Origin of the sequence: Idiomarina ramblicola, assembly GCF_003987255.1 — a bacterium.
In the GTDB taxonomy this organism is placed as follows: Bacteria; Pseudomonadota; Gammaproteobacteria; order Enterobacterales; family Alteromonadaceae; genus Idiomarina; species Idiomarina ramblicola.
This window is the reverse complement of the sequence record NZ_PIQC01000006.1, coordinates 38465-65313: the sequence shown is the minus strand read 5'-3', so window position 1 is coordinate 65313 and position 26849 is coordinate 38465. Positions and strand designations below refer to the sequence as shown.

Genomic DNA, 26849 nt, shown 5'->3' with positions numbered 1-26849 from the left:
TCTCTAAACTTAGTGTTCTATTTGTTCAGCCATCGTTTTGGCCGTATCCAGCAAACGATTAGCGAATCCCCACTCATTGTCACACCAGCACAACAACTTAACCAGGCGCTTATGGCTTACGCGGGTTTGGGTGCCATCAACAATGGATGAATGTGGGTCATGGTTAAAATCGATTGAAACTAATGGCTCTTCAGTATAGTCCAGTATGCCCGCCAGCTGATGCTCACTTTGCTCACGTAAAACCTGATTTACTTGCTCTATTGTAGCATCACTATTGAGCGTAACACTTAAGTCCATAGCGGTGACGTTAGTCGTTGGCACACGTACAGCAATGGCCTCAAAACGCCCTTCTAAGTGCGGCAGTATGCGTTCTATACCTCGTGCCAGTCGGGTATCTACCGGAATAATGGAGCGTCCCGCCGCGCGGGTACGCCTTAAGTCAGGGTGATAAGCATCAATAACCTGCTGATCGTGCATAGCCGAATGAATGGTGGTAATAGCACCGGAATCAATGCCAAAGGTGTCATCCAATACTTTAATGACCGGCACAATACAATTGGTTGTGCAGGAGCCGTTCGATACCACTTTATGATCGGCTTTTAACTCTTTTTCATTCACCCCATAAATAGCCGTAAAATCAACATCCGGTTTTCCGGGATGAGAATACAGTACCCGCTTTACCCCTTGCTGCAGGTAAAGCTGACCGTCTGCCTGGCTACCAAAGACACCGGTACAGTCGATGACAAAATCTACTTGATGAGCACGCCAGTCAATGGCTTCAATCTCAGTCTGGTGTGTTAAAGCAATAGTGTCACCGGCGACGGTTAAGGTGTCATCACGCTGAGACACTTTTTCTCCAAACCGGCCATGGCTCGAGTCGTATTTAAGTAAATGCGCTATCGCTTCCGACGCTGCCGGTTCGTTAATCAGAACCACCTGCACGCTGTCGCGATAGCCATTTTCATACAAAGCACGCAAAAAGCTTCGACCAATACGGCCAAAACCATTAATCGCAATACGAGCTGGCTTGCTCATTTATGCTCCCAGCAGTCGTTTAGCAGCTGCCACAGTGTTTTCTGCCGTAATACCAAAGTGCTTGTATAAATCGGCAGCTGGCGCAGACTCACCAAAAGTCGTCATGCCAACGACTTCGCCGTTAAGGCCAATGTACTTGTACCAAAAGTCCGCAATACCGGCTTCAATCGCAACACGGCGGGTCACGCTGGAAGGCAACACAGACTCTTTGTATTCAGAATCCTGAATGTCGAACACATTGGTTGATGGCATAGAGACAACGCGCACCTTATGACCTTGCTCTGACAGTTGCTCAAAAGCAGCAACCGCTAAATCAACTTCAGAGCCAGTAGCAATCAGAATCACTTCCGGCTCGCCGTCACAATCTTTCAGCACGTAGCCACCACGAGCAATATTGGTTAGCTGATCTTCATCTCTTTCTTGTTGCTGCATGCCCTGACGGCTGAAAACGAGCGCAGTCGGTGTTTTGCTGCTTTGTACTGCAGCACCCCAGGCAACGGCGGTTTCAACCGGATCACAAGGACGCCAGCATTGCAGATTCGGGGTTTGGCGCAAGTTAGCCAACTGCTCGACCGCCTGATGGGTAGGTCCGTCCTCGCCTAAACCAATAGAGTCATGGGTGTAAACAAAAATGCTGGGCTGTTTCATCAGCGCCGACATACGTACGGCGTTGCGGGCATATTCCATAAACATCAGGAAGGTTGCACCGTAGGCTTTAAAGCCACCGTGCAAGGTTACGCCATTCATAATAGCGGACATACCAAACTCACGGACACCATAGAATACGTAGTTGCCGCTGGCATCGTCGGCAGTAATGCCTTTTGCATCCTTCCATAAGGTCAAATTAGAGCCGGCTAAGTCGGCAGAACCACCCAATAGCTCAGGTAATTTAGGACCAAATTCATTCAGTACATTCAGTGACGCTTTACGTGTCGCTATTGCTTCAGGGCTACTTTGCAGCTGCTTCGCATAGCTGTGTACAGAGTTCTCAAAACCTTCCGGTAATTCGCCATTTAAGCGGCGCTTTAATTCTTCTGCTAACTGCGGGTGTTCCTGCTCATAAGCCACCCAGCGCTTATTCCACGAGGATTCAACCGCCGCACCTTTATCCACCGCAGACCATTTTTGGTAAACATCGGCCGGCACTTCAAAAGCTTCGTGTGGCCAATTCAACTGCTTACGTGCAGCGACAATTTCATCATCACCCAGAGGCGCGCCGTGACAGCTTTCAGAGCCTTGTTTGTTCGGTGCACCGTAACCAATCACGGTTTTGCAAATAATAAGAGTCGGCTTATTTTCGTAAGCTCGCGCTTCATCAATTGCCCGGGTGATGGCAGCCGAGTCGTGTCCGTCAACTTTGTCTATGACGTGCCAACCATAAGACTCAAAACGTTTCGCTGTGTCGTCGGTAAACCAACCTTCGACTTCACCATCAATGGAAATGCCGTTGTCATCGTAAAACGCGATGAGCTTACCTAAACCTAAGGTACCCGCCAGTGAACACGCTTCGTGAGAAATGCCTTCCATTAAGCAGCCATCACCCAGGAAGGTGTAAGTGTAATGATCAACAATTTCATGGTTTTCACGATTAAACTGCGCGGCTAATACCTTCTCGGCCAGTGCCATACCAACCGCATTTGCAAGCCCCTGGCCCAACGGCCCGGTGGTGGTTTCGATACCTGGCGTGTAGCCATACTCAGGGTGACCCGGGGTTTTTGAGTCGAGTTGACGAAATTGCTTCAAATCATCAATGCTGAGGTCATAACCAGACAGGTGCAACAAAGAATAAATCAGCATTGACCCATGCCCGTTAGATAACACAAAGCGGTCGCGATCGGCCCAGCCCGGGTTATGAGGGTTATGCTTTAGATAGTCACGCCAAAGAACTTCTGCGATATCTGCCATACCCATGGGCGCTCCGGGGTGGCCTGATTTGGCTTTCTGAACCGCATCCATACTGAGCGCACGGATGGCATTGGCGAGATATTGACGATCTGACATGAAAAACCCCCTGGAAGGTGAAGAGCAACTTGCGATGCGCGTATTCTCCACATTTCAGGGGGTACAAGCAAATTTATAGGCAATATTTTGTTTAAATATCAGCCTGTAAATCCGCTGCTTTATCCGTTTTCTCCCACGGAAAGTTATCCCGGCCAAAGTGTCCATATGCCGCCGTCTGCTTATAGATAGGACGCTCCAGATCAAGCATTTTAATTAATCCATAAGGGCGTAAATCAAAATGTCGGCGTACCAGCGCAATGAGTTGCTCTTCTGAGTGCTTAGATGTACCGAAGGTGTCGATACTGATAGAGGTTGGTTCGGCAACACCGATGGCGTATGAAATTTGCAGCTCGCAACGCTCGGCTAAACCGGCAGCCACCAGGTTTTTAGCGACATATCGCGCCGCATAAGCCGCACTGCGATCAACTTTTGAGGGATCTTTACCAGAAAATGCACCGCCACCATGACGAGCCATGCCACCATAAGTATCAACAATAATCTTACGGCCGGTAAGGCCACAGTCACCCATAGGACCACCGACGACGAAGCGCCCGGTTGGGTTGATATGAAACTGGGTATCTTTTGAAATCCACTGCTCCGGTAATACTGGCTTAATAACTTCTTCCATGATGGCTTCACGCAGAGTTTTCTGTGTGATGTCTTCTCGGTGCTGAGTGGAGAACACGACAGTATCAATGGCAACCGGCTTACCGTTTTCGTAAACAAAGGTCAGCTGACTTTTGGCGTCCGGGCGCAACCAGTCCAGCGTGCCGTTATTGCGCACTTCTGACTGGCGCTGCATAACACGGTGCGCGTAAGTAATAGGAGCAGGCATTAAAACTGACGTTTCATTTGAAGCATAGCCAAACATCAAACCTTGATCCCCTGCGCCCTGCTCTTCCGGGTTAGCACGGTCAACGCCCTGATTAATATCGCCACTTTGTTTACCGATAGCGTTCAATACCGCACACGATGCGCCATCAAACCCCATATCAGAATGCCGGTAACCAATGTCTTTTACCGTTTGTCGGGCCAGGTCTTCAACATCAACCCAGGCCTTTGTCGAAATTTCGCCACCAACCAGCACCATGCCGGTTTTAACGTAGGTTTCACAGGCTACACGGGCTTTAGGGTCTTTTGCTAAAATGGCGTCTAAAACCGCATCGGATATTTGGTCGGCAATTTTGTCCGGATGCCCTTCGGACACTGACTCTGAGGTAAACAGGTGACGTGACATATGCCCACTATTCCTTTATTTTGATGAAATCACTCAATACTGGTTGCATAATGTAACCGATCACTCTGTTTTTTTCTACTTCTGGACGTCTAAAAGTCCGAATAAGGCTGACGACATGCGAGTACCGCGGATTTATCACCCCGCCTCGATAAACTTACAAACTAAAACCGAATTGAGCCCGGATGCATTCCAGCACTTGATCAAAGTATTGCGTTTTAACGTAAATGATAACATTGTTTTATTTAACGGTGACGGTCACAACTACGAGGCAACGATAACGTCGGTCCAAAAAAAATCCGCCCATTTTATTGCCACTGACAGCAAGACAAATAATTCGGAGTCGCCTGTCCGCGTTCATCTTGCTCAGGTCATTTCTCGCGGTGATCGCATGGATTTTGTTCTGCAAAAATCAGTCGAACTTGGGGTGACCGAAATTACACCGCTGTTTAGTGAGCGCTGTGGCGTTAAACTCAGTGGCGACCGGCTCGAAAAGAAGCAGCAACAATGGCAAAAAATTGTGCGTTCGGCTTGTGAACAGTGTGGCCGCAGTGTGGTTCCTGAAGTTAAGCCGGCTCAGCAGTTCAGCGACTTTATTGACAGCACATTTGCCGGGCTTCGCCTGACCTTAGATCCGACGGCAACAAAGCCACTTTCGTCGTTTCAACACGCCGACAAAGGTATACAATTACTCATTGGGCCCGAAGGTGGATTGACCGACGAAGAAGTCACTGCCGCCGAGCAACAAGGGTTTAACCCAATGCGTCTGGGCCCTCGCGTATTAAGAACAGAAACCGCCGCGCTATCTGCGCTCACAACCGTGCAATATCAGTTTGGCGACTTAGGTTAAAGGAGTTTACATGAAGAAGTTAGCTATGGTGATGGATCCAATCGCCGCTGTAAAAACCGAAAAGGACACCAGTTTTCGTCTGCTGCTGGAAGCTCAGGTGCGTGGTTATCAATGTTTTTACCTGGAAATGGCTGACTTAGTCATTGATAACGGCCAGCCAATGACCTTTGCACGGGAAGTTCGCGTTCAGGATCAAAAAACCGACTTTTACAGCTTAAGCGACAGTCAGTACCGTCCGCTTGAAGAATTTGACGTCATTATGATGCGTAAAGATCCGCCCTTTGACAGCGAGTTCTTATACGCCACACAAATTCTGGAACTGGCCGAGCAGCGCGGTAGTTTGGTGGTGAACAAACCGCAGAGCCTGCGTGATTGCAATGAGAAACTCTTCACTTCATGGTTTGCCGATTCTATTGCCGATACGTTGGTCAGCTCCCGTGCTGACGTGATTAAAGCGTTTCATAAAAAGCACGGCGATATCATTTTAAAACCATTAGATGGCATGGGCGGCGCTTCGATATTTAAAGTTGGCGCCGATGGCAACAATCTGGGTGTTATTATTGAAACTCTGACTGAGAAAGGTCAGCGCTACGCCATGGTGCAAAAATACTTGCCAGAGATTAAAGACGGCGACAAGCGCATTTTAATTATTGATGGTGAGCCTGTGCCTTATTCTTTAGCGCGTATTCCCAGCGCCGGAGAAACCCGCGGAAATCTCGCAGCCGGCGGCAGCGGACGGGCTCAACCTTTGTCGGACAGTGACTGGGCTCTGGCCCGTAAAGTGGCACCTGAACTGAAAAAGCGTGGGCTCATTATCGTTGGGCTGGACGTTATTGGCGACCGTATTACGGAAATTAACGTCACCAGCCCAACCTGCATGCGTGAAATTGAAAACGCTTATGATATCAATATTGCCGAAATGGTCTTCCAGGCAATTGAAGAGAGATTGAATTGAATTTCCGTTAGACGCCCCCATATCGTTATTAGAGATTATCGTTAAGGAGTCGGTGAATCGATGAACAATTTGCAGAATCATTTTTTGATAGCAACACCCATGCTGGACGATCCCATGTTTAAACGGACCGTGACCTACATCTGTGAGCACAATGAAGAAGGTGCAATGGGGCTGGTCATTAATCAGCCGGCAGATTTAAGCGTGACCTCGCTACTGGATAAGCTGGAAATTGTTTACCCGGAAAATAACCAGCACCTGCAGGGCAATGTCTACCAAGGCGGTCCTGTTGGTCGTGAACGCGGTTTTGTGATTCACCCACCTCAGGATAACTGGAGTGCCAGTCAGAAGCTGAGCGATGACATCATGGTCACAACCTCACGGGATATCCTGGAAGCCTTGGGTTCGTCTGCGGCTCCGCCTCAGTTTTTACTGACCTTAGGCTACGCCGGCTGGGAAGCCGGTCAGTTAGAAGAAGAACTGGGCGAGAACTCATGGCTCGCCATTCCGGCAGACCCTGCGCTGCTGTTTAATACACCCGCAAGTGAGCGCTGGCAAAAAGCCACAGAGCAACTTGGTTTTGATGTGTGGCAGCTGGGACCGGATGTCGGCCACGCATGAGTACGGTTATTGGTTTTGATTTTGGTACCAAAAGCATTGGTGTTGCGGTTGGGCAAACCATTACGGCAACCGCCTCGCCATTAGCCGCGCTCAAAGCGAAAGAAGGCATACCCGACTGGCAACTTATTGAAAAGCTGTTTGCGGAGTGGCAACCAGAGCAGTTGGTCGTAGGCTTACCGCTAAATATGGATGGTACCGAACAACCGCTTACTCAGCGGGCAAAAAAATTCGGTAATCGTTTGCATGGGCGTTTCGGTTTACCCGTTGCTTTCCAGGATGAGCGTCTCACTTCAACGTCGGCCCGCGAAAACTTATTTGCCAACGGCGGTTTCCGAAAACTGGAAAAGGGCTTGGTCGATAGTCAAGCGGCGCTCATTATTGTTGAAGATTTTCTGAACGGTTATTTGCCAAAAAGCGATAATTCGTTATAGTGTCGTCAGTAATAAGTTGACGCGACAGGAGCTGGCCTTGTTTGGTAATGAAGAACCCTATTCAGTAACAGGTAATACTATTTTACTGAAAGACGAAAATAAAAAACTGCTTTTAATTACTGGTCCTCGTTACCAAAACATACTGGTTTCGCGAGGTTCCGTAGAGTTTACTGATCTACCGGCTGAACGTCGCCCCGGGTTAAGACTGGTCTCGTTACAAGAAGTCTTTAAAAAGGACAAGACGTACTTTTTCATCCGTGCCGGCGGTGTTGAATATCAAGTTGACCTTAAATTTGAAGACAGCCCTATTACTGAAATGAAGTTTTAGAGGCTGACAGGAGTAACCAGAATGACACATAAACTCTGTGCTACTGTCTGGTTACTCTTACTCCTTCCCCTAACCGCTAATAGCCAAAATTTTTTTCAACTCAGCGAAAGCGCCGATGACGGCCAACTGACTTTTTCTTACCAGTGGCGTGATTTTGATGACCATCAGCAAACGTTTGACTTTCAGGTTGATAAAAAAGAGTTTTTGCAGCCCCTAAAACGTTATCGTGGTTTTAACCTTGAACGCAGTCAACGTGAACTTGCGCATCAATTAAATCGCTATATTCGCCAACAACAATGGCAGGGTATTCAGGCACGTTTAACTCCTCGCCAGCAATCCGTTGAACTGGTGACCGCCAATGCCAGGACCGAACAAAAGCAACAACAGCTTAAGGAATATAAGAAGCGTTTGCGCGAATACTACCATGAGCGTTGGAACGATTATCTGGAAGCTAACTTCTACCGCCAACTGACTTTACCCCCGGGCGAGCAGGGTATTATTCCTGACCATCCGGCCATTGCACGCGAAGTAACTCCCACTATACGCCCACTGATACAGGCAATTGGTGAACAACTGGGTAATAATACGCAACGTAATTACATCAATTACATTGCCAGCTTTATCCAGCAAATTCCTTATAACGACTTGAACAGTAAGCTGGATAGCCGCGGAGATGGCTTCGTGCCGCCTAACCAGTTGCTTTACTACAATCAGGGCGACTGCGACAGTAAAGTGACTTTAATGACGGCAGTTATAAAACAAATTATCGACACACCCAAAATGGCCATCATTTATCTGCCGAAACACGCCGTCTTTGGCATCGCTATTAGTCGACGTTCCGGGGACACTACGGTTGAGCATGATGGTGTCAATTATATCCTGGTTGATGTGACTGGCCCGGCGGCAATGCCTTTGGGCCAGGTGGGTGACGAAACGGAATTTCAAATCAACACCGGACAATACAGCGTCGTACCACTTAACTGATTCTGACTATAAATGTTCTTCTGCAAACTGCGCTAGTTGACTGCGCACCACACCATTTAAGTTTATCGTCGCACTGCCGGGATAATCTTTAAATCGTTCGACAATATAGGTCAAGCCGGAAGTCACTGCAGTTAAATAATAACTATCAATTTGCGCCAGGTTGCCCGACACGACCAGTTTCGTATTCTCACCGCAGCGAGTGATTAAGGTTTTCAACTGAGATGCGGTTAAGTTTTGCGCTTCATCTAGTATAACGATGGCGTTTTGTATACTGCGTCCACGCATAAAATTCAGTGACTTAAACTGAATGTTCGCCTTTTTCATAATATAATTTAAGCTCGACTCCATACTTTCATCGTGCCTATGCAAAGCCTCTAGTGAATCCGTTATAGCAGACAACCAGGGAGCCATTTTCTCTTCTTCCGTACCCGGCAGATAACCAATTGACTCAGCAATTTCGGGCGTATTCCGAGTCACAATAATTTTCTCGTAAATTCCCTGTTCCACCACCATTTGCAACGCCGCCGAAAGGGCAAGGAAGGTTTTTCCGCTACCTGCCGGGCCCGTCAAAATCACCATATCCATACTGGTATCGAGCAGAGCATGTAACGCCATAGCCTGATAAATATTCTTCGGATGCACACCCCAGGCACCATAGGACATCATGCGCTCCACGCCTAAATCCATAAGCGTCACCGTGTCGTTGTCGTACGCTTCGACCCGGGCGGCAAAGTTGTTGGTGGAATCAATAATGTATTCATTCGCAAAAATTTGAGGTAGCAATTCACGACTCACCGTATGGTAGGCATCTCTGCCTTCTTGTTGCGTTTTCACCTCACCCACCTGTGACCAGAAGTCGCCTTCAAACTTATAAAAACCTTTAGTCAGCAAACGAATGTCATCAATAAGCTGGTCAGTTCGGTAATCCTCCACGTATTTCATACCAGCGCCCTTGGCTTTCAGGCGCATATTAATATCTTTGGTAACCAGCACCACGCCGGCGGGCGCACGCTCGCGTTGAATTTCCAGAGCCGCCTGAATAATTCGGTGGTCGTTTTCTGTTAACGACAGCATCGAATCGGTTTGCTCCAGCTGATAGTCGGGGAAAATGGCGAGGGTTCCATTTGCCTTATGTTCACCGTGCATTCGGCTTAATGGCACACCTGCCACAATTTCCTCTGGCGTTGCTTCTTTTAATACTTCCTCTAAAGAACGAATCGCCACCCGCGCTTCCCGGCTCACATCCTTATTTCGATCTTTTATTTTGTCGAGCTCTTCAAGAACCACCATGGGGATAATCACGTTGTGTTCGTCGAAGTTAAGAAAGGCGAGAGGGTCGTGCAGAAGAATATTGGTATCCAGGATAAAGAACTTGCCGGTGCTTTTAGTCATTAGCGCGTACCTTTGCTTGTGGTTATTCTTTTCTTACAGCTTAGCCTAAAATTCATGACACAACGGTTACAGAAATAAATTTTTCCTCGGAATTAGCGAGCGAATTAAGTACCATTGCGACCTTAGAAAATGGCGCGCGGGAGTGTGTAGTGAGCGAGTTTAGAGTTGGACAGCGTTACTTAAGTGAAACGGAAACCGAATTAGGGCTAGGCATGATCACCCAGGCCGAAGGGCGTCACTTAACCGTGATGTTCCCTGCCACCGGTGAGGTGCGACTGTACTCGGCCCAGGAAGCCCCCTTAGCTCGCTATCAGTTGCAAGTGCAGCAGCAAGGTAAACACGCTGACGGCTGGAGCTTCACTATTCAGGAGTTGACCGAGTCACAGGGTATTGTGACCTACCACGGGTTACGTGATGACAACCAGGAGTCCGTTGTTGTCCCCGAAACCCAGCTCTCTCATCAAGTGGATAGCAACCCAGCACTAACTCGCTTACTGGCGGGTCAGGCCGACAGACTCGATATGTATCAGTTGCGTTGCGAAGCCAGCGAACACCTGGCGCATCATCAAGCCAGCGAGGTTGCCGGTTTATTAGGTGTTCGCACCCATTTGCTGCCGCATCAGCTGTATATTGCCAAAACCGTTGCCGATCGTTACCACCCTCGTGTGCTCTTAGCCGATGAAGTGGGCTTAGGAAAAACCATTGAAGCCGGCATGATCATTAAGCGCCGCCTGACCACGGGCCGTTCGCAACGTGTACTGATTGTTGTGCCGGAATCTCTGATGCATCAGTGGCTGGTTGAACTGCGCCGCCGTTTTGCCTTGAACTTTACGCTATTTGATGACGAACGCTGTGAACAGGCCGAAGCCGACAGTGAAAACCCCTTTTTGACCGAACAACACATCATCATCAGTAGCCGTTTTATGCACGAGTCTCGCTGGAGTCAGGCGTTGCTTGAAGCCGAGTTCGACTTGCTGATTATCGATGAAGCTCATCATCTACAACCCAGTGCGCCGGAATTCAGTGCCGTTAAAAACCTTTGTGAAGCGGTGCCCGGCTTGTTGCTGTTAACCGCAACCCCGGAGCAGGAAGGTGCTGAAGGGCATTTCCAACGGCTGCAGTTACTGGATCCGGACCGGTTCTCCAACTTTGCCAGTTTTCAGAAAGAGCAAGCGCACTACAAAGAATTGGCAGAGCAGGCCGAATCAGTCACTGACCCCGCCGAACTCGATGACTTACTGGATAAACACGGCACCGGCCGCGTCATGTTCCGTAATCGCCGTGCCGATATCGGCGGCTTTCCTTCGCGCCACTTTCATCCGGTAGAGCTGGATGAATTTGAAGCCGATGAAGACATGCCCTGGTGGATGGAAGATCCGCGTATTGACTGGTTACTGGACCACATTAAACAAAACCGTTCGGAAAAAGCACTGTTAATCTGTAAAACCGCAGAGCAAGTTCTCGATTTATCGGAAGCCCTGCGGGTGCTGGCCGGTGTACAAGCCGCAACCTTCCATGAAGGTATGACGCTGACCGAACGTGACCGCTCCGCTGCCTTTTTTGCCAGCGAAGAAGACGGCAGCCCGATTCTGCTGTGCTCAGAAATTGGCAGTGAAGGTCGTAACTTCCAGTTTGTCCACCAACTGATTTTATTCGATTTACCGACTAACCCTGACTTGCTGGAACAACGCATTGGCCGTTTAGACCGCATTGGTCAACAACAGGACATTGATATTTACCTTCCTTACAGCAAAGGATCAACCGAAGCCATACTGCTGCCTTGGTATGAACAGGGAATGAACGCCTTCACTCAGTGTAATGCGATAGGCCGTAAGTTGTATGATGCCTTCGCCGCTGAAATTGAACAGGCTATTGCTGAGCAGCAGCCTTTAAGTACCGAGTTGCTGGAACAGACGAAAGAGCTGCACAAAACCTGGCTGGAGCACAACCGCGAAGGTCAGGATAAGCTTCAGGCACTCAATGCCTGTCGCCCCGAAACTGCAGAAAAAATCATAGAGCAAATTCATCGTGACAGCGATACCGATACGCTGGCAGATTTTATGATTGCCTTTTGCGACCGCTTTGGCATTAACAACGAAGTGCTGGATGAAGAACGCTGGTTTATTCGTCCGGGCGAGCATATGCGTATCGGTAGCCTGCCGGGATTACCGGATGACGGCATCACCGTTACTTTTGACCGGATTACCGCGCTTAACTTTGAAGATACCGACTTCCTAAGCTGGGATCACCCTATGGTGCAGGCCGCACTGGAACTGTTAACGGCAGACGACTTTGGCAGTACTTGCGTAGCTGAGCTGAAAAACCCGGCGATTCCAGCGGGTAGCTGGTTCCTGGAACTGGACTTTGCCAGCATTGTGCCAGCGCCAAAAGCAGCGGCATTGCAGGAATTCTGCCCGTTAAAGAGCTTACGTCTGCTGTTTAATGGTCAGGGTCAGGAGCTTTCCGCCAAAGTATCGCGCGAGCTTCTGGATCAACAGGCGAGTTTCATCGATAAGAAAACCGCTCGCCAGGTGCTGCGTCAGCTGCGTGAGCCCGCGCAAAAGCTCATTCACTCGGGTCAGCAACAAGCACGTGACTGGCAACATAGCCAGCTTGAGCAGGTAAAACAGAATGCACTGAACGCATTACAGCATGAGCAAAACCGTCTACTCGAGTTACAGAAGAAAAACCCGTCGGTACGTACCAGCGAAATAGAAGCGATAGATTGGCGTGAAAAGCAGATTACCTCGGCTCTAGAACGCCCGCAGCTATCGCTACAGGCCGTGCGTATTCTGGTTAATAATCATTAATGACGCTGCTTCATTACCAGCCACCAACAACGCCTTTTCTCAACGTACTTTATGAGGACAGCCAGTTGCTGGTGGTTGATAAAGCCGCCGGGATACTCAGTGTTCCCGGTAAGCGGCCAGAGCATAAAGACTCAGTTTACACCCGGGTTCAGCGAGCACATCCAGACATTAGAGTCGTGCACCGGCTGGATATGGCCACCTCAGGTATTTTATTACTGGCAAAAACCAAAGCGGCGCAAAGCCACCTTAACCGACAATTTCAGAACCGCACTACCAACAAAAAATACATGGCGAGAGTCTGGGGTAAGCCGCCCGCTCAGCAGGGAGAAATCGAGCTGCCATTATCTTGCGACTGGCCTAACCGGCCCAGGCAGCACATGGACTTTTTCACTGGCAAGCCCAGCACCACTTTTTATCGAGTCATTGAATTTGACGGCTGCTGTAGCCGTGTTGAACTCATACCTCATACTGGCCGTTCGCATCAACTCAGAGTTCATATGCAAGCTATTGGCTGTCCCATTTTAGGCGATAAATTCTACGCACACAGCGACGCCTTTTCTGCCGCTGAACGGTTATTGCTGCACGCCGAATACCTTTCTGTATCGCATCCGCAAACCGAACAACCCATAGCGTTCTATAGTCCCGTTCCGTTTTAAGACTTTACACTCAAGCTGTCCGTGCTGTGGCCGATATAAGCTGCATGAAGCGCTATCTATTAATACTGCTGGCTGCACTTTTTATCGCGCCCGCAGTAGGCCAGGACGACTTACAACGTTATTTACCACAAGACCAGTTACATTGGTTGTCAGGTGATGACGACGAGCGCTATTTGGCTTTGAAAAAAGAGTATCTCCAGGCTTTTGAACGCGGTCAAATCGTACTATTACCAGACTGGCACTATCATCCGCTGCAGTCATTCTATATTCGACCCGTTTATGAAAACGCACCGGACTTCGGCTGGACTACCTGGGCATTAACGCCACCCGACAACGATATACGTACCGACAACTTGCAGACGCCGGCCAGTGCGACGCACTTCCCCGAGGCAGCAGATGAAGAAGTCTTCACACCTCTTGTTGACGCCTTACAGCAACGCATGACTCTGCTGCTTGAGGAGACAATAAGCCGCCCCGGTTTTTCTGTGTGGGTGGTTGAAGGTATTACGGCCGATATTGCCTTGCGCTTACTGGAGAATGAACCCTCAATAATGCCCGATGCTATTGTACTGATTAATGCCTATGTGCCGCAATTTCAATACAACCGGGAGCTTGCTGAGCGTATCAGCCAGTCGCAGTTGCCCGTTTTGGATATTCGCAGTGCAGAGGGGAACCGTTGGGTGAGTGAGCACTGGTCACAACGTAAAAAACTAGCCAATAAATATCAGCACCCAGCGTACCGCCAGCGACAACTGGTTAACTCCGGTAACGCCGGGCAACGTGAATTAACCTCCACCATAAAAGGCTGGCTGGAATTTCACGGCTTTTAGCAGTACTTGTTCTAACGAATATCGCGCTTTTCTTTGATTTTCTCATAGGCGGCCTGAATATCCTGAGCACGTTGCTGGGCCTGTTTCATAACTTCTTCAGGTAAGCCCTTTGATGCCAGTTTATCTGGATGGTGTCTTGCCATCAGCTTACGATACGCTTTCTTAATTTCAGCGTTACTGTTTTGCGCTGTTACACCAAGCACTTCATACGCGTTTTTAATTTCATCCTGACTGGAGGTTTTACGCTGCTGCTGGTGCTGTTGCCGACGATGCTGATGAAAACGAAACGCCGCTTTCTCCATCATCAACCACTGGTCCAGCTGAAAACGGGTAAAACCAAGGTGCTTCGCAACGTTAACCAGAACTTCATGTTCTGATTTCTCCAGAATCCCGTCGTTCAATGCCAGGCCAATGAGCTGCTCCATGAACAACTGCAATACATCCCGGTTACCATAGAAAGAGGCGCTAAAGTCTTTCATGACTTGCTGCAATGGGAATGTCGGTTCTTTGCCTTCTCTGAAGGCTTCCTGCGCTTCCCGGGTTGCGTCTGAACTGAGGTTCAGGCGGCGCATGAGTTCCTGCGCCTGAGCAATATCGTTCGACGTTACCTGACCTTTAGCTTTAGCAACATGGCCCATTACGGCGAACAAGGTATAGATAAAATTAGCGTCACCCGCTGCCTGTTCCGCACCGTATAGAAAGCGTCCCCAGGCACCTTTTCTGGAAAAGTCCTGAGCCATTCCCCGATCAAACCAATGACCGATCAAAACACCCAGGATAGCCCCAGGCCATTTCATAAATGCAAAACCTGCCAGTGCGCCGACAACTTTTCCCCAAACCATTCTATTTCTCCAACTGCTGGTTAAGTTGATGCAAACGCTCCGGCGTGCCGACATCCGTCCAAAGACCATTCCAGCAGGTTCCTACCAGTTGCTTTTGCTCTATTGCCGCATCAAAAAATGCTTTTAGCGCCTGCTTTCCCGGAGGAAAAGGTGCCAATAATTCTTTTCTGTACAACCCGATACCGGAGAACGTTTTCCTTTCTGAGCCTTTACTAATCAAACGGCCATTCTCAACACCAAAATCACCCTCCGAATGATGAACCGGGTTGTCCACCATGATCAAATGCGCAAGCTGCTCATCCTCTAAATGGGTCGGTAAATCCTGGTAATTCCAGTCAGTCCAAATATCCCCATTGATAACCCAGAAAGGATCATCCCCTAATAACGGCAATGCTTTAATAATGCCACCGGCAGTTTCAAGACCACCTTCCGGCTCTGCTGATAACGAAATTTGCAGCCCCCATTGGCTGCCATCACCCACAAAGTTTTCAATTTTCTCACCATGCCAGGCATGGTTAATCACCACCTCATTAACTCCGGCGGCAGCTAACTTCTCTAAGTGATACGCCAATAGCGGTTTCCCGGCCACCGGTAACAGCGGTTTGGGCTGATTATCCGTCAGCGGACGCATCCGGTTTCCCCGCCCGGCGGCTAAAATCATCGCTCTCATAAGGTTTCCTTCCAGGCTGGTACAACACGCTGTTCTAGCCACTGGTTATAGTCAGCAAGCTGCGGATAGTTAGCACTTACTCGCTGCAGATAACCCAGAGTTCTGGGGACGTCCTGCAAATACCCCGGTTTATGGTCACGGTGCGCCAGCCGCGCAAAAATACCGGCGGCTTTAGTATGTCGCTGTAACCCCATCCAGTCGAACCAATGCTGCCATTGCTGTGGTTCAATCTGAGCAGCCAGTTGATCAGACTCAATTAATTGTTGTCTCAACCCCTGACTCAACTCATTAACCAAATCATCAGGCCACTCAATGTAACAGTCGCGCAATAACGACACTGCGTCGTATGTCACCGGCCCCAAAACCGCATCCTGAAAATCAATGACACCAATGCGGTCATCATCCAGTAGCATTAAATTACGCGAGTGAAAGTCTCGGTGTACGCCCACTTGCGGTTGTTCCAACGCGTTATTGATAAGCTGCTGACTAAATTTTTCCCATATGCGTTCATCTTCATCGTTCCAGTCTAACGCCAGGTGCGTTTGCAGCAGCCAGTCTTTAAACAACGATAGCTCACGCTCCAGCAGCGCTTTATCAAAAGCGGGGAGTTCCCCCTGCTCTGTGCGCCGCACGGACATGATATTCGGTAGCGCAGTTAATGCCTGTTGATAATACTGTCGGACGTTACGAGGATGGAGTTTGCTCAGCAGAAGAATTTGACCGAAGTCCGATTGCAGCATGAAACCTTGCTCGAGGTCTGCAGCGATAACTTCCGGAACAATGACCTCTGCGTCCGCATAGGCGTCAGCAACGGCCAAAAATGGCTTCATGGGTTCCTTTTCCGGCGGACAATCGACCGCTATCAGGCTATTTTTACCGTTTGTAGCCCGAAAGTAACGACGGAAACTGGCATCACCGGATACAACCTCTAAAGTCGGCTGGGGAACCCCAGTCTGGGCTTCACACCATGCCTGCAGAGCCACTTCTCGTTTGTCTTCCAAAATACCCTCCACCAAATATTGTCGTAAAGCCTTAAAACTAGCAGTGTACCAAATAGCGAAACAAACAAAATTGCTTTATTATACCCACGCGCTGCAAAACAGAATAAATGCATTTAATAACAACGAACGGAAGATTCAATTGCTGCTACGATTTATTACTCCGCTGATGCTACTGTCCTTTACCGGCAATGCGCTAGCGGCTTTACAGAATCAAAACGTACAACAAAACATGACCTGCGCTGCCGCACAGACACAGGAGAATGTGATTGGTGCGGTACAACTGCAGCAAACTGAGGCGGGAACCATTGGTGTGGAGTCACGCAAAGCGGAAATCTTTGCCAACGACAAAGCCTTTTTTACCGGTAACGTTATTATTCAACGTAACGGGCAATGGCTGTCCACATCAAAAGCCACCATCGATCAGCAAAAAGGTGAAATTTTTGCCTCAGATGGCATGACTTTTAGTGATGGCTACCTCAATGTAACCGGCGACTCGTTATTTCTTGATCTTAACGAAGATAAAGCCGAGCTCTATAACAGCGACTATCGCTTACAGAACCATAACGCTCGGGGGCACGCAGAACTGCTGTCTCTGTCCCGGCAAGAGGTCTTGTTACAAGACTCAAGTTTCACGACTTGCCCCGGAGACTCACCGGCCTGGCAATTACGAGCAGAACGCATTGAAATTAACGAAACCAGCGATTTCGGTGAAGCCTGGCACGCCCGTTTTGAACTCTTCGATGTGCCGGTTCTTTACCTGCCTTATTTTAACTTTCCGTTGAGTGACGCGCGTAAAACCGGTTTGCTCTATCCAACGTTTGACTCTTCATCAAACAGCGGTTTTGAAGTTGAGGTGCCCTATTACTTTAATATTGCACCGAATATGGACGCGACGATAGCGCCAGTCTATATGTCCGAACGCGGCACCATGTTAAAAGGTGAATACCGTTACCTGTTTGAACAAAACGCAGGTCAGTTCAACTTAGAATATCTGGGCAATGACGACACCCGGATTGAAAATAAAAAGCGTTACCTTTGGCATGTCCAGCATGCGGCACAAATTAATCAAGACCTGAGCTTTTATCTTAATGCCACCGAAATTAGTGATGACAACTATCTCAATGACTTTGGCAGTGACTTTGCCGGCCGGGCAGATACGCACTTATATCGAGTGGCTCAACTGGATTACGATAATGAGAACTGGACAGCACAGCTGCGCACCGAAGATTATGAGCTTATTGGTGACTATAGAAGCCCATACCGTACGCTCCCGCAGTTAAGTGTCGACTATAACACCAATAACTTTTCCGGTTTCAGCGCTCGCTTTTACAACGAATTGACTTACTTCCAGAATCAGGACCGATCACGCGAATACGCCACTCGTGCGCACATCGAACCCAGTGTGAAATATCGTTACGAAAAGCCTGCATTTGATACGGAAGCCGAATTATCTTACCTGTATACGCGTTACTGGCAGGAGAGCCCTGACAATACCATCAGTGAGGAAGTCACCCGGACGTTACCCCGTGCCAGAGTTCGTGCGCGCATGCACCTGGAACGAGCCGTCGAAATAGGTAATGACGAGTACAGACAAACTCTGTCGCCGCAAATTCAATACCTGTACGTGCCTTATGAAAACCAACAGAACATTGGCATTTATGATACCTCCCTTCTGCAGGATGATTACCACGGTTTGTTCCGCAGTCGGCGGTTCTCAGGACTGGATCGGATAGCAGAAGCAAACCAAATAACTTATGGCGTGAGCAGCAGTTTATTTACGCAGAATGAGCGTGAAGTACTCAGAGCCAGTATTGGCCAAATATACAACATTGATGAAAGCCGAACTCAGTTGTTTGCGGCAAATGAAGAGACCACAACATCCAGTAACAGTGAATGGGTTGCTGACATCAACTGGGCTGTTGACGAAAATTGGTCATTACGCAGCTCGATTCAGTACGATACGGAACTTAACAGCACTCGTAAGAGTCAGACCGCGGTAGAGTTCCGTAAAGATGATTCAAACCTGGTGCAGGTGAGCCATCGCACAGCAACGAACATTTTAAACAACGATATAGAACAGGTTGGAACCCAAGCCGTTTGGTCGGCCAGTTCGCGCTGGCAAGTGGCGGCAAACGTCTTTTACGATCTCACACATGACCGTCTAAATGATGCTATGGTGGGCGTCCAATACAGCAGTTGTTGCTGGGCCTTACGGGTGAGTGCTTACAGACGCATAAACCGTGACCTTGAGCCCGCATTCAGTGCACCGCAGATAAACGGTGACACGCAGTTTGACAACGGCATTAGTATACAATTTATCATCAGTGGCTTAGCTTCTGATAACAGTGGTCTAATTAACATGCTTGAGAAAAGTACGTACGGCTATCGCCGTCCTTTTTATCTCAGTAACTAGTGGTAGGTATAATGAAAAAAATAGCAATGTTTTGTTCAGCAGCCGTGCTGATCGCATCATCCTTTCTGCTGAATAATACGGTTCATGCTCAGCAAATTTTGGACCGTGTTGTTGTCGTTGTCGACGACGGCGTCGTATTACAAAGCCAAATTGATCACCTGGTTCAGCAGGTTAAAAGCGGTCAAAATTTTAATGCTGATAATGCGCCTTCGGACGAAGTATTAGAAACTCAAGCAATCGAACGCTTAATATTGCAGGAAATTCAATTGCAGATGGCCGATCGCATGGGTATTGAGATTGACGATAGCCAGTTGGAACAAGCCATTACCGAAATTGCAGGTAATCAAGATATGACCATCGCTGAACTGCGCGAGCAAATGGTCAGTAACGGTATGAGCTGGGCAACCTATCGCGAGAACATTCGCAATGAACTGATTATTCAACAAGTTCAAAGAGCCGCTGTGCAGCAAAGAGTCTCGGTCACGCCACAAGAAATTGATAACCTGGTCAAGCTGATTGATGATAACCAGGAAGTTCAAACAGAATATCGTCTCGCACAGATTTTGATTGCAGCGGATTCAAACGCCTCACAAACAGAACTTGAAGAAGCCAAAAGTCGAGCAGACGCCGTTTTAAGTTTACTTGATAAAGACCGCGACTTTTCTGATTTAGCGGTGCGCTCATCATCAGGCTCAGCAGCTCTTGATGGCGGTGATATGGGCTGGATGACCGTTAACGGTATGCCAACTTTATTCGCTGAGGCCATAGATGGCAAGGACGTGGGCGAAATCGTTGGTCCTATCCGCAGCGGTATTGGCTTCCACATTCTGAAAGTACAAGACAAGCGCGGTGAGCAAACAGTCGAAGTTCAGGAAGTAAAAGCTCGACACATCTTAATCAAACCTTCCGTTATTTTGTCGGACAATAAAGCGAAAGAAATGCTGAATCAGTATCGCGAGCAAGTGGCTAGTGGCGAGAAGAGCTTTGCAGAATTAGCTCGTGAACACTCTGCAGATCCGGGTTCTGCATCACGCGGCGGTGATTTAGGCTGGGCTCGTCCTGATAAGTATGCGCCTGAATTCAAGCAAAAAGTTGAAACCATCGATGCAAACACAATAAGCGAGCCGTTCCGCACACAGTTCGGTTGGCATATCGTTGAAGTCACTGAGCGAAGAACTCAGGACGCCACTCAAGAAAGTAAACAAGAGCGCGCTTATCAAATGTTGTTTAGTCGTAAATTCCGTGAAGAACTCGACAACTGGCAACAGGAAATGCGCGATCAGGCTTACATAAGAAGAGTCGCTGAGTGAGTATACCCACACTTGTATTTACACCGGGAGAGCCGGCAGGTATTGGCCCGGACTTAATTATCAAAATTGCACAGCAGCCCTGGTCGGCTGCTGTGGTTGTCTGTGGCGACAAGAATTTACTGCAGCAGCGCGCAGAACAATTAGGTTTGTCTATTACGTTACACCGGTACCGAAAAGGTGAAGAACTGCCACAGCATCAGCCAGGGCATTTATGGGTTGAACATATTCCGGTTTGCGAGGAGGTTGTTGCTGGCCAACTGTGTACAGCTAACGGCCACTATGTGGTCGATTGCTTAAAACGAGCATCCGATGGCAACCTTTCAGGCGAATTTGATGCCATTGTCACAGGCCCGGTGCATAAAGGTGTGATTAACCAGGCTGGTGTCGCCTTTTCCGGACATACGGAATTTTTAGCCCACGAAGCCAACTGTAACGACGTGGTCATGATGCTGGCTACCGAAGGCTTACGAGTCGCTCTGGTGACCACTCATATTCCGCTGGCTTATGTTGCCAAAGCGGTGACCAAAGAGCGTCTGACCAATATTCTAACGATTCTGCACAATGACCTGACCAAAAAATTTGGCGAATCATCACCTAAAATTCTCGTTTGTGGGCTTAACCCCCACGCAGGTGAATCGGGGCATTTAGGGCGGGAAGAAATAGAAACCATATCACCGGTGCTTGAACAACTTAAAGCGCAAGGGATGAATCTGCATGGTCCCTACCCGGCCGATACTATTTTTCAACCTAAGTACCTGGAAGATGCCAGTGCCGTAGTGGCTATGTATCATGATCAGGGTCTTCCTGTATTAAAATACAAAGGGTTTGGTCAGGCAGTCAACATTACACTCGGGTTACCTTATATCCGAACATCTGTCGATCACGGCACAGCACTTGAGCTGGCGGGAACAGGCAACATTAACGACGGTAGTTGCCGATTGGCAATGCAAACCGCTATCGATATGGCAAGAGCAGCGTACTATGAGTAAAAACCAAGGTGGGAATAAACACCAGGGCGGGAGCAAAACCCATCTAGGCCATAGGGCGCGTAAGCGCTTCGGTCAAAACTTTCTGAATGACGATTATGTTATTGAACAAATTGTTGATGCAATTAACCCTCAACCGGGTGAGAACCTGATTGAAATTGGTCCAGGGTTAGCGGCTTTAACAGAACCAACAGCGGACCGTAGTGGTCACTTGAAAGTTATAGAAATTGATCGTGACTTAGTGGAACGGCTTCAGCACCACCCATTTCTGGGTCCAAAGCTGGAAGTCATTCAGGCGGATGCATTAAGCATCGACTTCAGCCAGTTTGCAGAAAAAAATCCGGCAAGAGTCTTCGGCAATTTGCCCTACAACATCTCCACACCGTTGATTTTCCATCTATTGAAATTTGCTGACCACTTGCAAGACATGCACTTTATGTTACAGAAGGAAGTGGTCGATCGGCTGGCTGCAGAGCCCGGTTCGAAAAGCTATGGTCGAATCAGCGTCGGTGTTCAGCAAGCCTGTAAAGTGACTCCTGTCGTTGCAGTACCACCTTCAGCCTTTACGCCTCCACCTAAAGTCGAGTCATCCGTTGTTCGTTTAGAACCTTATCGTGATAGCCCACACCCGGTTAAAGATAAAGCACAACTGCATAGCTTATGTTTGACAGCGTTTAATCAACGCCGTAAAACAATAAGAAATAACCTTAAACAGTTGGTTCCTGCAGAACAGTTAGAGGCGCTTGGTATCAATCCCGGCGCAAGACCGGAAACCTTATCGGTTGACGATTACTGCAGAATATCCGATTGGCTCACTGAACAAGCGGAACAGAATGACAGTCAGTAATATTCAAATAGACGTTAAAACACAGTACCTGGCTGCACAGTCAAACGCTGATGCAGGCCAGTATGTATTCTCTTACACCATCACGATAACCAACCAATCCAGTCAACTGGTGCAGCTGCTCGCCCGTGAATGGCGTATTACCGATGCCGACAATAAAATCACCCGCGTAGCTGGTGACGGTGTGGTTGGACAGCAACCTAAACTGAAAGCAGGGGAATCTTTCAGTTATACCAGTGGCACGGTGCTGGCAACGCCGATTGGTACGATGGAAGGTCATTACCTGATGATTGATGAGCAGGGCTCACAATTTAAAGCCCCAATTCCATCTTTTCGTCTGGCTATCCCTAATATTATTCATTAGTTATGAGCCACTATATTGTCGGTGATATTCAGGGCTGCTTTCGTGAGCTTGAGGCCCTGTTGAGTCAGGTTGGATTTAACCCGACGGTTGATTCTCTATGGTGTGTCGGTGATATTGTTGCACGTGGCCCCAATTCCCGCGACGCCCTGAAATTCTTTTACCAAAATAGTGGCTCAGTACACACCGTACTAGGTAATCATGATTTAAACCTAATGGCTGTGCTGCTTGGTTTTCGCAAGCCTAACCCGAAAGACAAACTCGATGAACTGCTGGCCGATGAGCAACGCTTTGCCTGGCTTGACTGGCTTCGCCATCAACCTTTGCTAAAACCATTAAACAGCGTAAAAACGGTGGTGGCTCACGCAGGGATTTACCCGTGGTGGACGCTGGGTGAGGCAACCAAATACGCTAACGAAGTTGAAAATGTTCTCGCTGGAGAGCAGTTCGAAAGCTGTATGCAGCAACTATTTGGCGACTCTCCGAAAAAATGGGACTCAAGTCTGCAAGAATTCGACCGATACCGTTTTATAGTGAACGCGTTTACCAGAATGCGTTACTGCAGCCCGGACGGTGAACTCGAATTTTCGAAAAAAGATAATCCGTATCAAAGTTCATCGCAGAATTCGTTAAAGCCATGGTTTAACTTTTGGCCCGAATCTGAGAGTCGCGTAGTATTTGGACACTGGGCTGCGTTAATGGGTGAAACCCGACGTCAAGATGTAATAGCGCTCGATACTGGCTGTGTCTGGGGTCAGCATATGACGTTATATAACGTTGAAAGTAAAACATTCTTTCATCAACCGGCTTTTTCCGGAAAGTGATAATCATCATGCAGTGCTGAGGAAAGTTTCATGAAAATTACTGTTGCCATGCGAGTTATTGGTGGCTTTGCCATCATTACATTGCTGTTACTCATCATTAGCTTAAGCTCGTTGTTTAATATCAACAGCATTGGCTCATCGGTTGATAATCTCAACGACCAAGCCGTGCCCGCACTCAATGAAGTTGCTGCGGCTAAAGTCGATATTCTTGAACTGGCCAGCGTGCAGTTAGAAACTTTCTACGATGAGGATGTGGCCCAGGTTGATAAGCACAGAGAAGAGTTTGAGACATCCCGTAATTCCCTCTTCTCCTCTCTTGAGGAACTGAAAAGACTGATTAAAGGCGCCGGTCAGAGTAGCCTAATTAATACCATTGAAAAGGATTCTCAACAGTACGTTGATTTAATCGATCGCTTATTTAGTCAACAGCGCGAATACCTGGAACTGCAAACGGTCACAGCTTCTCAATTGGATGAAATTGCATTTAACATTGATGACGCCGCTATTATGTTATTGGACACTATGGATATGTCTGATAATGATGTCATTTCTCGAGAAGCCAATAATATCGAGTCCTCGTTGTCCAGCCTTATTACCTTAATGTATGACTTAAACAAAGCGAACAAATTAGACTCAGCCGAAGTGATTCGCAGTGAAATCGATATCAACATTGACAGTATTCGTCCTCGTCTAGAAGTTTTGGGCAGCGAGCCCGCCGGCAACGCCGAAACAATGGTTACTGATGCGATTACAACGGTTCGCGATGCTCTGGAGAGTCTTCAAGGCAGTGGTTCCTACCCTGATAACGTGATTCGTCGCCAGCAGTTACGACTGGATGCAGAAGACTCACTTGATCAGTCACAAACTCAGCTAAATACTCTAATGACAGAATCGGATGAACTCCAGGACGCTGTTCAGGGAATTGCTGAAGACACCCGTGTTTCAGTGACCGACGCCATTTCTACCAGCAGCTGGCTCAATGGTATTATTACGATTGTTTCTGTCGCTTTGGCTGTTCTCATTTCCTGGTATACAGTTCGCAGCATTAGCCAGCCACTATCTCGCGTTAACCACATGCTGAACATTATGGCCGACGGTAACCTGACCGAGCGAGTTGACTATGACGCTCAGGACGAATTTGGTGAGTTAGCCTCCAACACGAATAAGCTGACAGGCAACCTGCGTAAATTAATCGAAGGTATTGCAAATCGTGCGACTCAGTTGGCGACTGCCGCTGAGCAGTCATCCAATGTTTCTGACGAAACCACCAACGCCATAGATGAGCAGCGCCGCCAAATTGAACAAGTTGCAACGGCCACTCAAGAAATGAACAGCACCGCCAGCGAAATGGCTGATGGTGCCGAACAGGCATTACGTGAAATTCAACACTCTGATGATGAAGCGAAGCGTGTTCGTGAAATCTCTGATAAAAACCGCTCGACTATCGAAGGCTTGGCCCGCGAGATTCAAAGTGCATCTGAGGTTATCGACCAGTTATCCGAAAACAGCAAAAACATTGGTGGTATTCTGGATGTTATCCGTGGCATCGCGGATCAAACCAACTTATTGGCCCTAAACGCCGCTATTGAAGCTGCTCGAGCAGGTGAACAAGGTCGAGGCTTCGCCGTCGTTGCCGATGAAGTTCGTACCCTGGCCAGCCGTACTCAGGAATCGACCGAAGAAATTCAGGACATGATCGAAAGCCTGCAAAATGACTCGCAACGTGCGGTGACCGTCATGAACAAAGGCCGTGAACAAGCTGAATTAAGCGTGCAACAATCTGATGAAGCCGCTCAGGCACTGCAATCCATTACAGAGTCTGTACACCAGGCATCTGACAGCAGTAATCACATTGCGAATGCCGCGAAAGAACAAAGCAGCACGGCGCACGATATCAGTGAGCGTCTTGAGTCTATCGTTTCGATTGCAGAACAAACCGCTTCTGGTTCAAAACAGACCGCCCAGGCTTCCAACGAAGTTGCGAAACTGTCCGATGAATTGCAAGATTCCATCAAAAGTTTCAGAGTCTAAAAGCATGGAAACAAAAAAGGCGCCAACTGGCGCCTTTTTTATTGTCGGAATCATCGACCGGTTAAGCTGTTAAGTTAATCTTAGCGAAGCGCCGTTTGCCTACCTGGTACACTCCGGAATCATTCTCCGTACAGATATAACGAGAGTCACTGAACTTCTCACCATCCACTTTAACGGCATTTTGCTTTATCATCCGCAACGCTTCAGAGGTTGATTCGACAAGCCCGGCTGCTTTTAAAACATTGCCAATTGCCATGCCTTCGGCGCCAACATTCACTGTTTTTTCAGGAATATCATCGGGCAAGGCATTTTTTTGAAACCGCTGAATGAAATCTTGTTCAGCTTTTTCTGCAGCATCCTCAGAGTGGAAGCGGGCAATAATCTCTTTCGCTAACAGGACTTTGACGTCGCGCGGGTTTTTGCCATCGGCGACCGCTGCTTTCAATTCATCAATTTCAGTAATGGAACGGAAACTGAGTAACTGGAAGTACCGCCACATCAGCTCATCGGACACTGACATGATTTTACCAAACATGTCATTCGCCGGTTCGGTAATGCCAATATAGTTATTCAGCGACTTCGACATTTTCTGCACACCGTCCAATCCTTCCAGCAACGGTGTCATGATGACAGTCTGAGGACGCTGCCCTTCTTCTTTTTGCAGTTCGCGTCCCATCAGCAGATTAAATCGCTGATCGGTACCACCAAGCTCAACATCGGCTTTTAACTCAACCGAGTCCCACCCCTGTACTAAAGGATACAAAAATTCGTGAATTGCGATGGATTGATTATTCTGATAACGCTTTTTAAAGTCATCACGCTCTAACATACGTGCGACGGTTTGACGGGCCGCTAGCTTAATCATATCGGCAGCCCCCATTTTCGACATCCACTCGGAATTAAAGCGAATTTCCGTTTTAGTCGGATCGAGTATTTTGAAAACCTGCTCTTTATAAGTTTCTGCGTTAGCAATAACCTGCTCTGTGGTCAGCGGCTTTCTGGTGACATTCTTACCTGTCGGGTCACCTATCATGCCAGTGAAGTCACCGATAAGAAAAACCACTTTGTGACCGAAATCCTGGAACACTCTCAGTTTATTAATTAAAACCGTATGCCCTAAATGCAGGTCAGGTGCAGTTGGGTCAAAGCCGGCTTTCACTATCAGCGGCTTATCACTCGCTAATTTCTCAGCCAGTTCCTGCTCGAGTAAAACTTCTTCGGCACCGCGAGTAATCTCGGCAATAGCTTCCGCCACTTCGGTTTTCATCCTTTTCTCCAACTGTAAAAACTCATAAACCAGCCATTTTACGCCATTCTTAACACTGTTTTAAGCTCAATAAGCTGGTATTCTTCATTTTTTCGTATTATCCTCGAAACCATAAGGTTATTCTGTGGTCGTAAACAGTTGCGGTAAGCCGCTTGTTTACTGGATAATCACAATAA

General features: G+C 48.1%; 24 protein-coding genes. 16 read left to right on the top strand and 8 right to left on the bottom strand.

The genetic code is table 11. The features are described 5' to 3' along the window. Nucleotides 1–9 precede the first annotated feature (9 nt). The 3 genes from epd to metK form a co-directional block, all read right to left on the bottom strand. A complete protein-coding gene (gene epd / locus CWI78_RS08905) occupies nucleotides 10–1035 on the bottom strand; it encodes an erythrose-4-phosphate dehydrogenase (RefSeq protein ID WP_126782308.1) in 1026 nt (341 codons plus the stop codon). Further along, complete coding sequence (gene tkt / locus CWI78_RS08900) at nucleotides 1036–3036, bottom strand: transketolase (RefSeq protein ID WP_126782306.1); 2001 nt, start codon at nucleotides 3034–3036, stop codon at nucleotides 1036–1038. 91 nt (nucleotides 3037–3127) lie between these two features. Further along, a complete protein-coding gene (metK, locus tag CWI78_RS08895) occupies nucleotides 3128–4273 on the bottom strand; it encodes a methionine adenosyltransferase (protein ID WP_126782304.1) in 1146 nt (381 codons plus the stop codon). Nucleotides 4274–4388: 115 nt separating this feature from the next. Here metK and CWI78_RS08890 point away from each other — a divergent pair, with 115 nt between their 5' ends. The 6 genes from CWI78_RS08890 to CWI78_RS08865 are packed head-to-tail and all read left to right on the top strand — an operon-like array spanning nucleotide 4389 to nucleotide 8436. Beyond that, complete coding sequence (locus CWI78_RS08890) at nucleotides 4389–5120, top strand: 16S rRNA (uracil(1498)-N(3))-methyltransferase (protein ID WP_126782302.1); 732 nt, start codon at nucleotides 4389–4391, stop codon at nucleotides 5118–5120. A 10-nt stretch (nucleotides 5121–5130) separates the two neighbouring features. Then, on the top strand, nucleotides 5131–6075 hold the full coding sequence (gene gshB / locus CWI78_RS08885) for a glutathione synthase (RefSeq protein ID WP_126782300.1): 945 nt from the start codon (nucleotides 5131–5133) through the stop codon (nucleotides 6073–6075). A 60-nt stretch (nucleotides 6076–6135) separates the two neighbouring features. Then, on the top strand, nucleotides 6136–6693 hold the full coding sequence (locus CWI78_RS08880; protein WP_126782298.1) for a YqgE/AlgH family protein: 558 nt from the start codon (nucleotides 6136–6138) through the stop codon (nucleotides 6691–6693). Then, entirely contained in the window at nucleotides 6690–7124 is a 435-nt protein-coding gene (gene ruvX, locus CWI78_RS08875; RefSeq protein WP_126782296.1) for a Holliday junction resolvase RuvX, read from the top strand. Before CWI78_RS08880 ends, ruvX begins: the two co-directional genes overlap by 4 nt. 37 nt (nucleotides 7125–7161) lie before the next feature. Next, nucleotides 7162–7452, top strand: a complete 291-nt coding sequence (locus tag CWI78_RS08870; protein ID WP_126782294.1) for a hypothetical protein — start codon at nucleotides 7162–7164, stop codon at nucleotides 7450–7452. 21 nt (nucleotides 7453–7473) lie between these two features. Beyond that, nucleotides 7474–8436: a hypothetical protein gene (locus tag CWI78_RS08865; RefSeq protein ID WP_126782292.1), complete on the top strand. Its 963-nt coding sequence runs from the start codon at nucleotides 7474–7476 to the stop codon at nucleotides 8434–8436. Between the two features lie 6 nt (nucleotides 8437–8442). On the opposite strand, the gene CWI78_RS08860 is transcribed toward CWI78_RS08865, so the two are convergent. Continuing rightward, on the bottom strand, nucleotides 8443–9828 hold the full coding sequence (locus CWI78_RS08860; protein ID WP_126782291.1) for a PhoH family protein: 1386 nt from the start codon (nucleotides 9826–9828) through the stop codon (nucleotides 8443–8445). Between the two features lie 149 nt (nucleotides 9829–9977). On the opposite strand from CWI78_RS08860, the gene rapA reads away from it, so the two are divergent. Genes rapA through CWI78_RS08845 form a run of 3 tightly spaced genes read left to right on the top strand, consistent with a single transcriptional unit; the run spans nucleotide 9978 to nucleotide 14124 of the window. Then, nucleotides 9978–12638 (top strand): RNA polymerase-associated protein RapA, encoded by a 2661-nt coding sequence (rapA, locus tag CWI78_RS08855; RefSeq protein ID WP_126782289.1) that lies wholly within the window; start codon nucleotides 9978–9980, stop codon nucleotides 12636–12638. Then, nucleotides 12638–13294: a pseudouridine synthase gene (locus CWI78_RS08850; RefSeq protein ID WP_126782287.1), complete on the top strand. Its 657-nt coding sequence runs from the start codon at nucleotides 12638–12640 to the stop codon at nucleotides 13292–13294. The genes rapA and CWI78_RS08850 overlap by 1 nt, the downstream gene beginning before the upstream one ends. 44 nt (nucleotides 13295–13338) lie before the next feature. Beyond that, a complete protein-coding gene (locus CWI78_RS08845; protein WP_126782285.1) occupies nucleotides 13339–14124 on the top strand; it encodes a DUF3530 family protein in 786 nt (261 codons plus the stop codon). Nucleotides 14125–14135: 11 nt separating this feature from the next. Here the strand turns inward: CWI78_RS08845 and djlA are convergent, their stop codons facing one another. The 3 genes from djlA to CWI78_RS08830 are packed head-to-tail and all read right to left on the bottom strand — an operon-like array spanning nucleotide 14136 to nucleotide 16637. After that, nucleotides 14136–14966, bottom strand: a complete 831-nt coding sequence (gene djlA / locus CWI78_RS08840) for a co-chaperone DjlA (protein WP_126782283.1) — start codon at nucleotides 14964–14966, stop codon at nucleotides 14136–14138. A gap of 1 nt (nucleotide 14967) precedes the next feature. Further along, nucleotides 14968–15636, bottom strand: a complete 669-nt coding sequence (gene murU / locus CWI78_RS08835; RefSeq protein ID WP_126782281.1) for an N-acetylmuramate alpha-1-phosphate uridylyltransferase MurU — start codon at nucleotides 15634–15636, stop codon at nucleotides 14968–14970. Continuing rightward, a complete protein-coding gene (locus CWI78_RS08830; protein WP_126782279.1) occupies nucleotides 15633–16637 on the bottom strand; it encodes an aminoglycoside phosphotransferase family protein in 1005 nt (334 codons plus the stop codon). The genes murU and CWI78_RS08830 overlap by 4 nt, the downstream gene beginning before the upstream one ends. Nucleotides 16638–16776: 139 nt before the next feature. Here CWI78_RS08830 and CWI78_RS08825 point away from each other — a divergent pair, with 139 nt between their 5' ends. The 7 genes from CWI78_RS08825 to CWI78_RS08795 are packed head-to-tail and all read left to right on the top strand — an operon-like array spanning nucleotide 16777 to nucleotide 25406. Beyond that, nucleotides 16777–19050: an LPS-assembly protein LptD gene (locus tag CWI78_RS08825; RefSeq protein WP_126782277.1), complete on the top strand. Its 2274-nt coding sequence runs from the start codon at nucleotides 16777–16779 to the stop codon at nucleotides 19048–19050. An 11-nt stretch (nucleotides 19051–19061) separates the two neighbouring features. Further along, a complete protein-coding gene (gene surA / locus CWI78_RS08820; protein WP_126782275.1) occupies nucleotides 19062–20360 on the top strand; it encodes a peptidylprolyl isomerase SurA in 1299 nt (432 codons plus the stop codon). Then, the gene (gene pdxA, locus CWI78_RS08815; RefSeq protein WP_126782273.1) at nucleotides 20357–21349 is read left to right on the top strand and encodes a 4-hydroxythreonine-4-phosphate dehydrogenase PdxA; all 993 of its coding nucleotides are present in this window, start codon (nucleotides 20357–20359) and stop codon (nucleotides 21347–21349) included. The genes surA and pdxA overlap by 4 nt, the downstream gene beginning before the upstream one ends. Further along, nucleotides 21342–22193 (top strand): 16S rRNA (adenine(1518)-N(6)/adenine(1519)-N(6))-dimethyltransferase RsmA, encoded by an 852-nt coding sequence (gene rsmA / locus CWI78_RS08810; RefSeq protein WP_126782271.1) that lies wholly within the window; start codon nucleotides 21342–21344, stop codon nucleotides 22191–22193. The genes pdxA and rsmA overlap by 8 nt, the downstream gene beginning before the upstream one ends. Further along, nucleotides 22180–22554: a Co2+/Mg2+ efflux protein ApaG gene (gene apaG, locus CWI78_RS08805; protein ID WP_126782269.1), complete on the top strand. Its 375-nt coding sequence runs from the start codon at nucleotides 22180–22182 to the stop codon at nucleotides 22552–22554. The genes rsmA and apaG overlap by 14 nt, the downstream gene beginning before the upstream one ends. Before the next feature lie 2 nt (nucleotides 22555–22556). After that, nucleotides 22557–23375 carry a symmetrical bis(5'-nucleosyl)-tetraphosphatase gene (locus CWI78_RS08800; protein WP_126782267.1) on the top strand — a complete coding sequence of 273 codons (819 nt, stop codon included), beginning with the start codon at nucleotides 22557–22559 and terminating at the stop codon, nucleotides 23373–23375. A gap of 30 nt (nucleotides 23376–23405) precedes the next feature. Next, complete coding sequence (locus CWI78_RS08795; protein WP_126782265.1) at nucleotides 23406–25406, top strand: methyl-accepting chemotaxis protein; 2001 nt, start codon at nucleotides 23406–23408, stop codon at nucleotides 25404–25406. A gap of 61 nt (nucleotides 25407–25467) precedes the next feature. Here the strand turns inward: CWI78_RS08795 and tyrS are convergent, their stop codons facing one another. Further along, complete coding sequence (tyrS, locus tag CWI78_RS08790) at nucleotides 25468–26673, bottom strand: tyrosine--tRNA ligase (RefSeq protein ID WP_126782264.1); 1206 nt, start codon at nucleotides 26671–26673, stop codon at nucleotides 25468–25470. Nucleotides 26674–26849 lie beyond the last annotated feature (176 nt).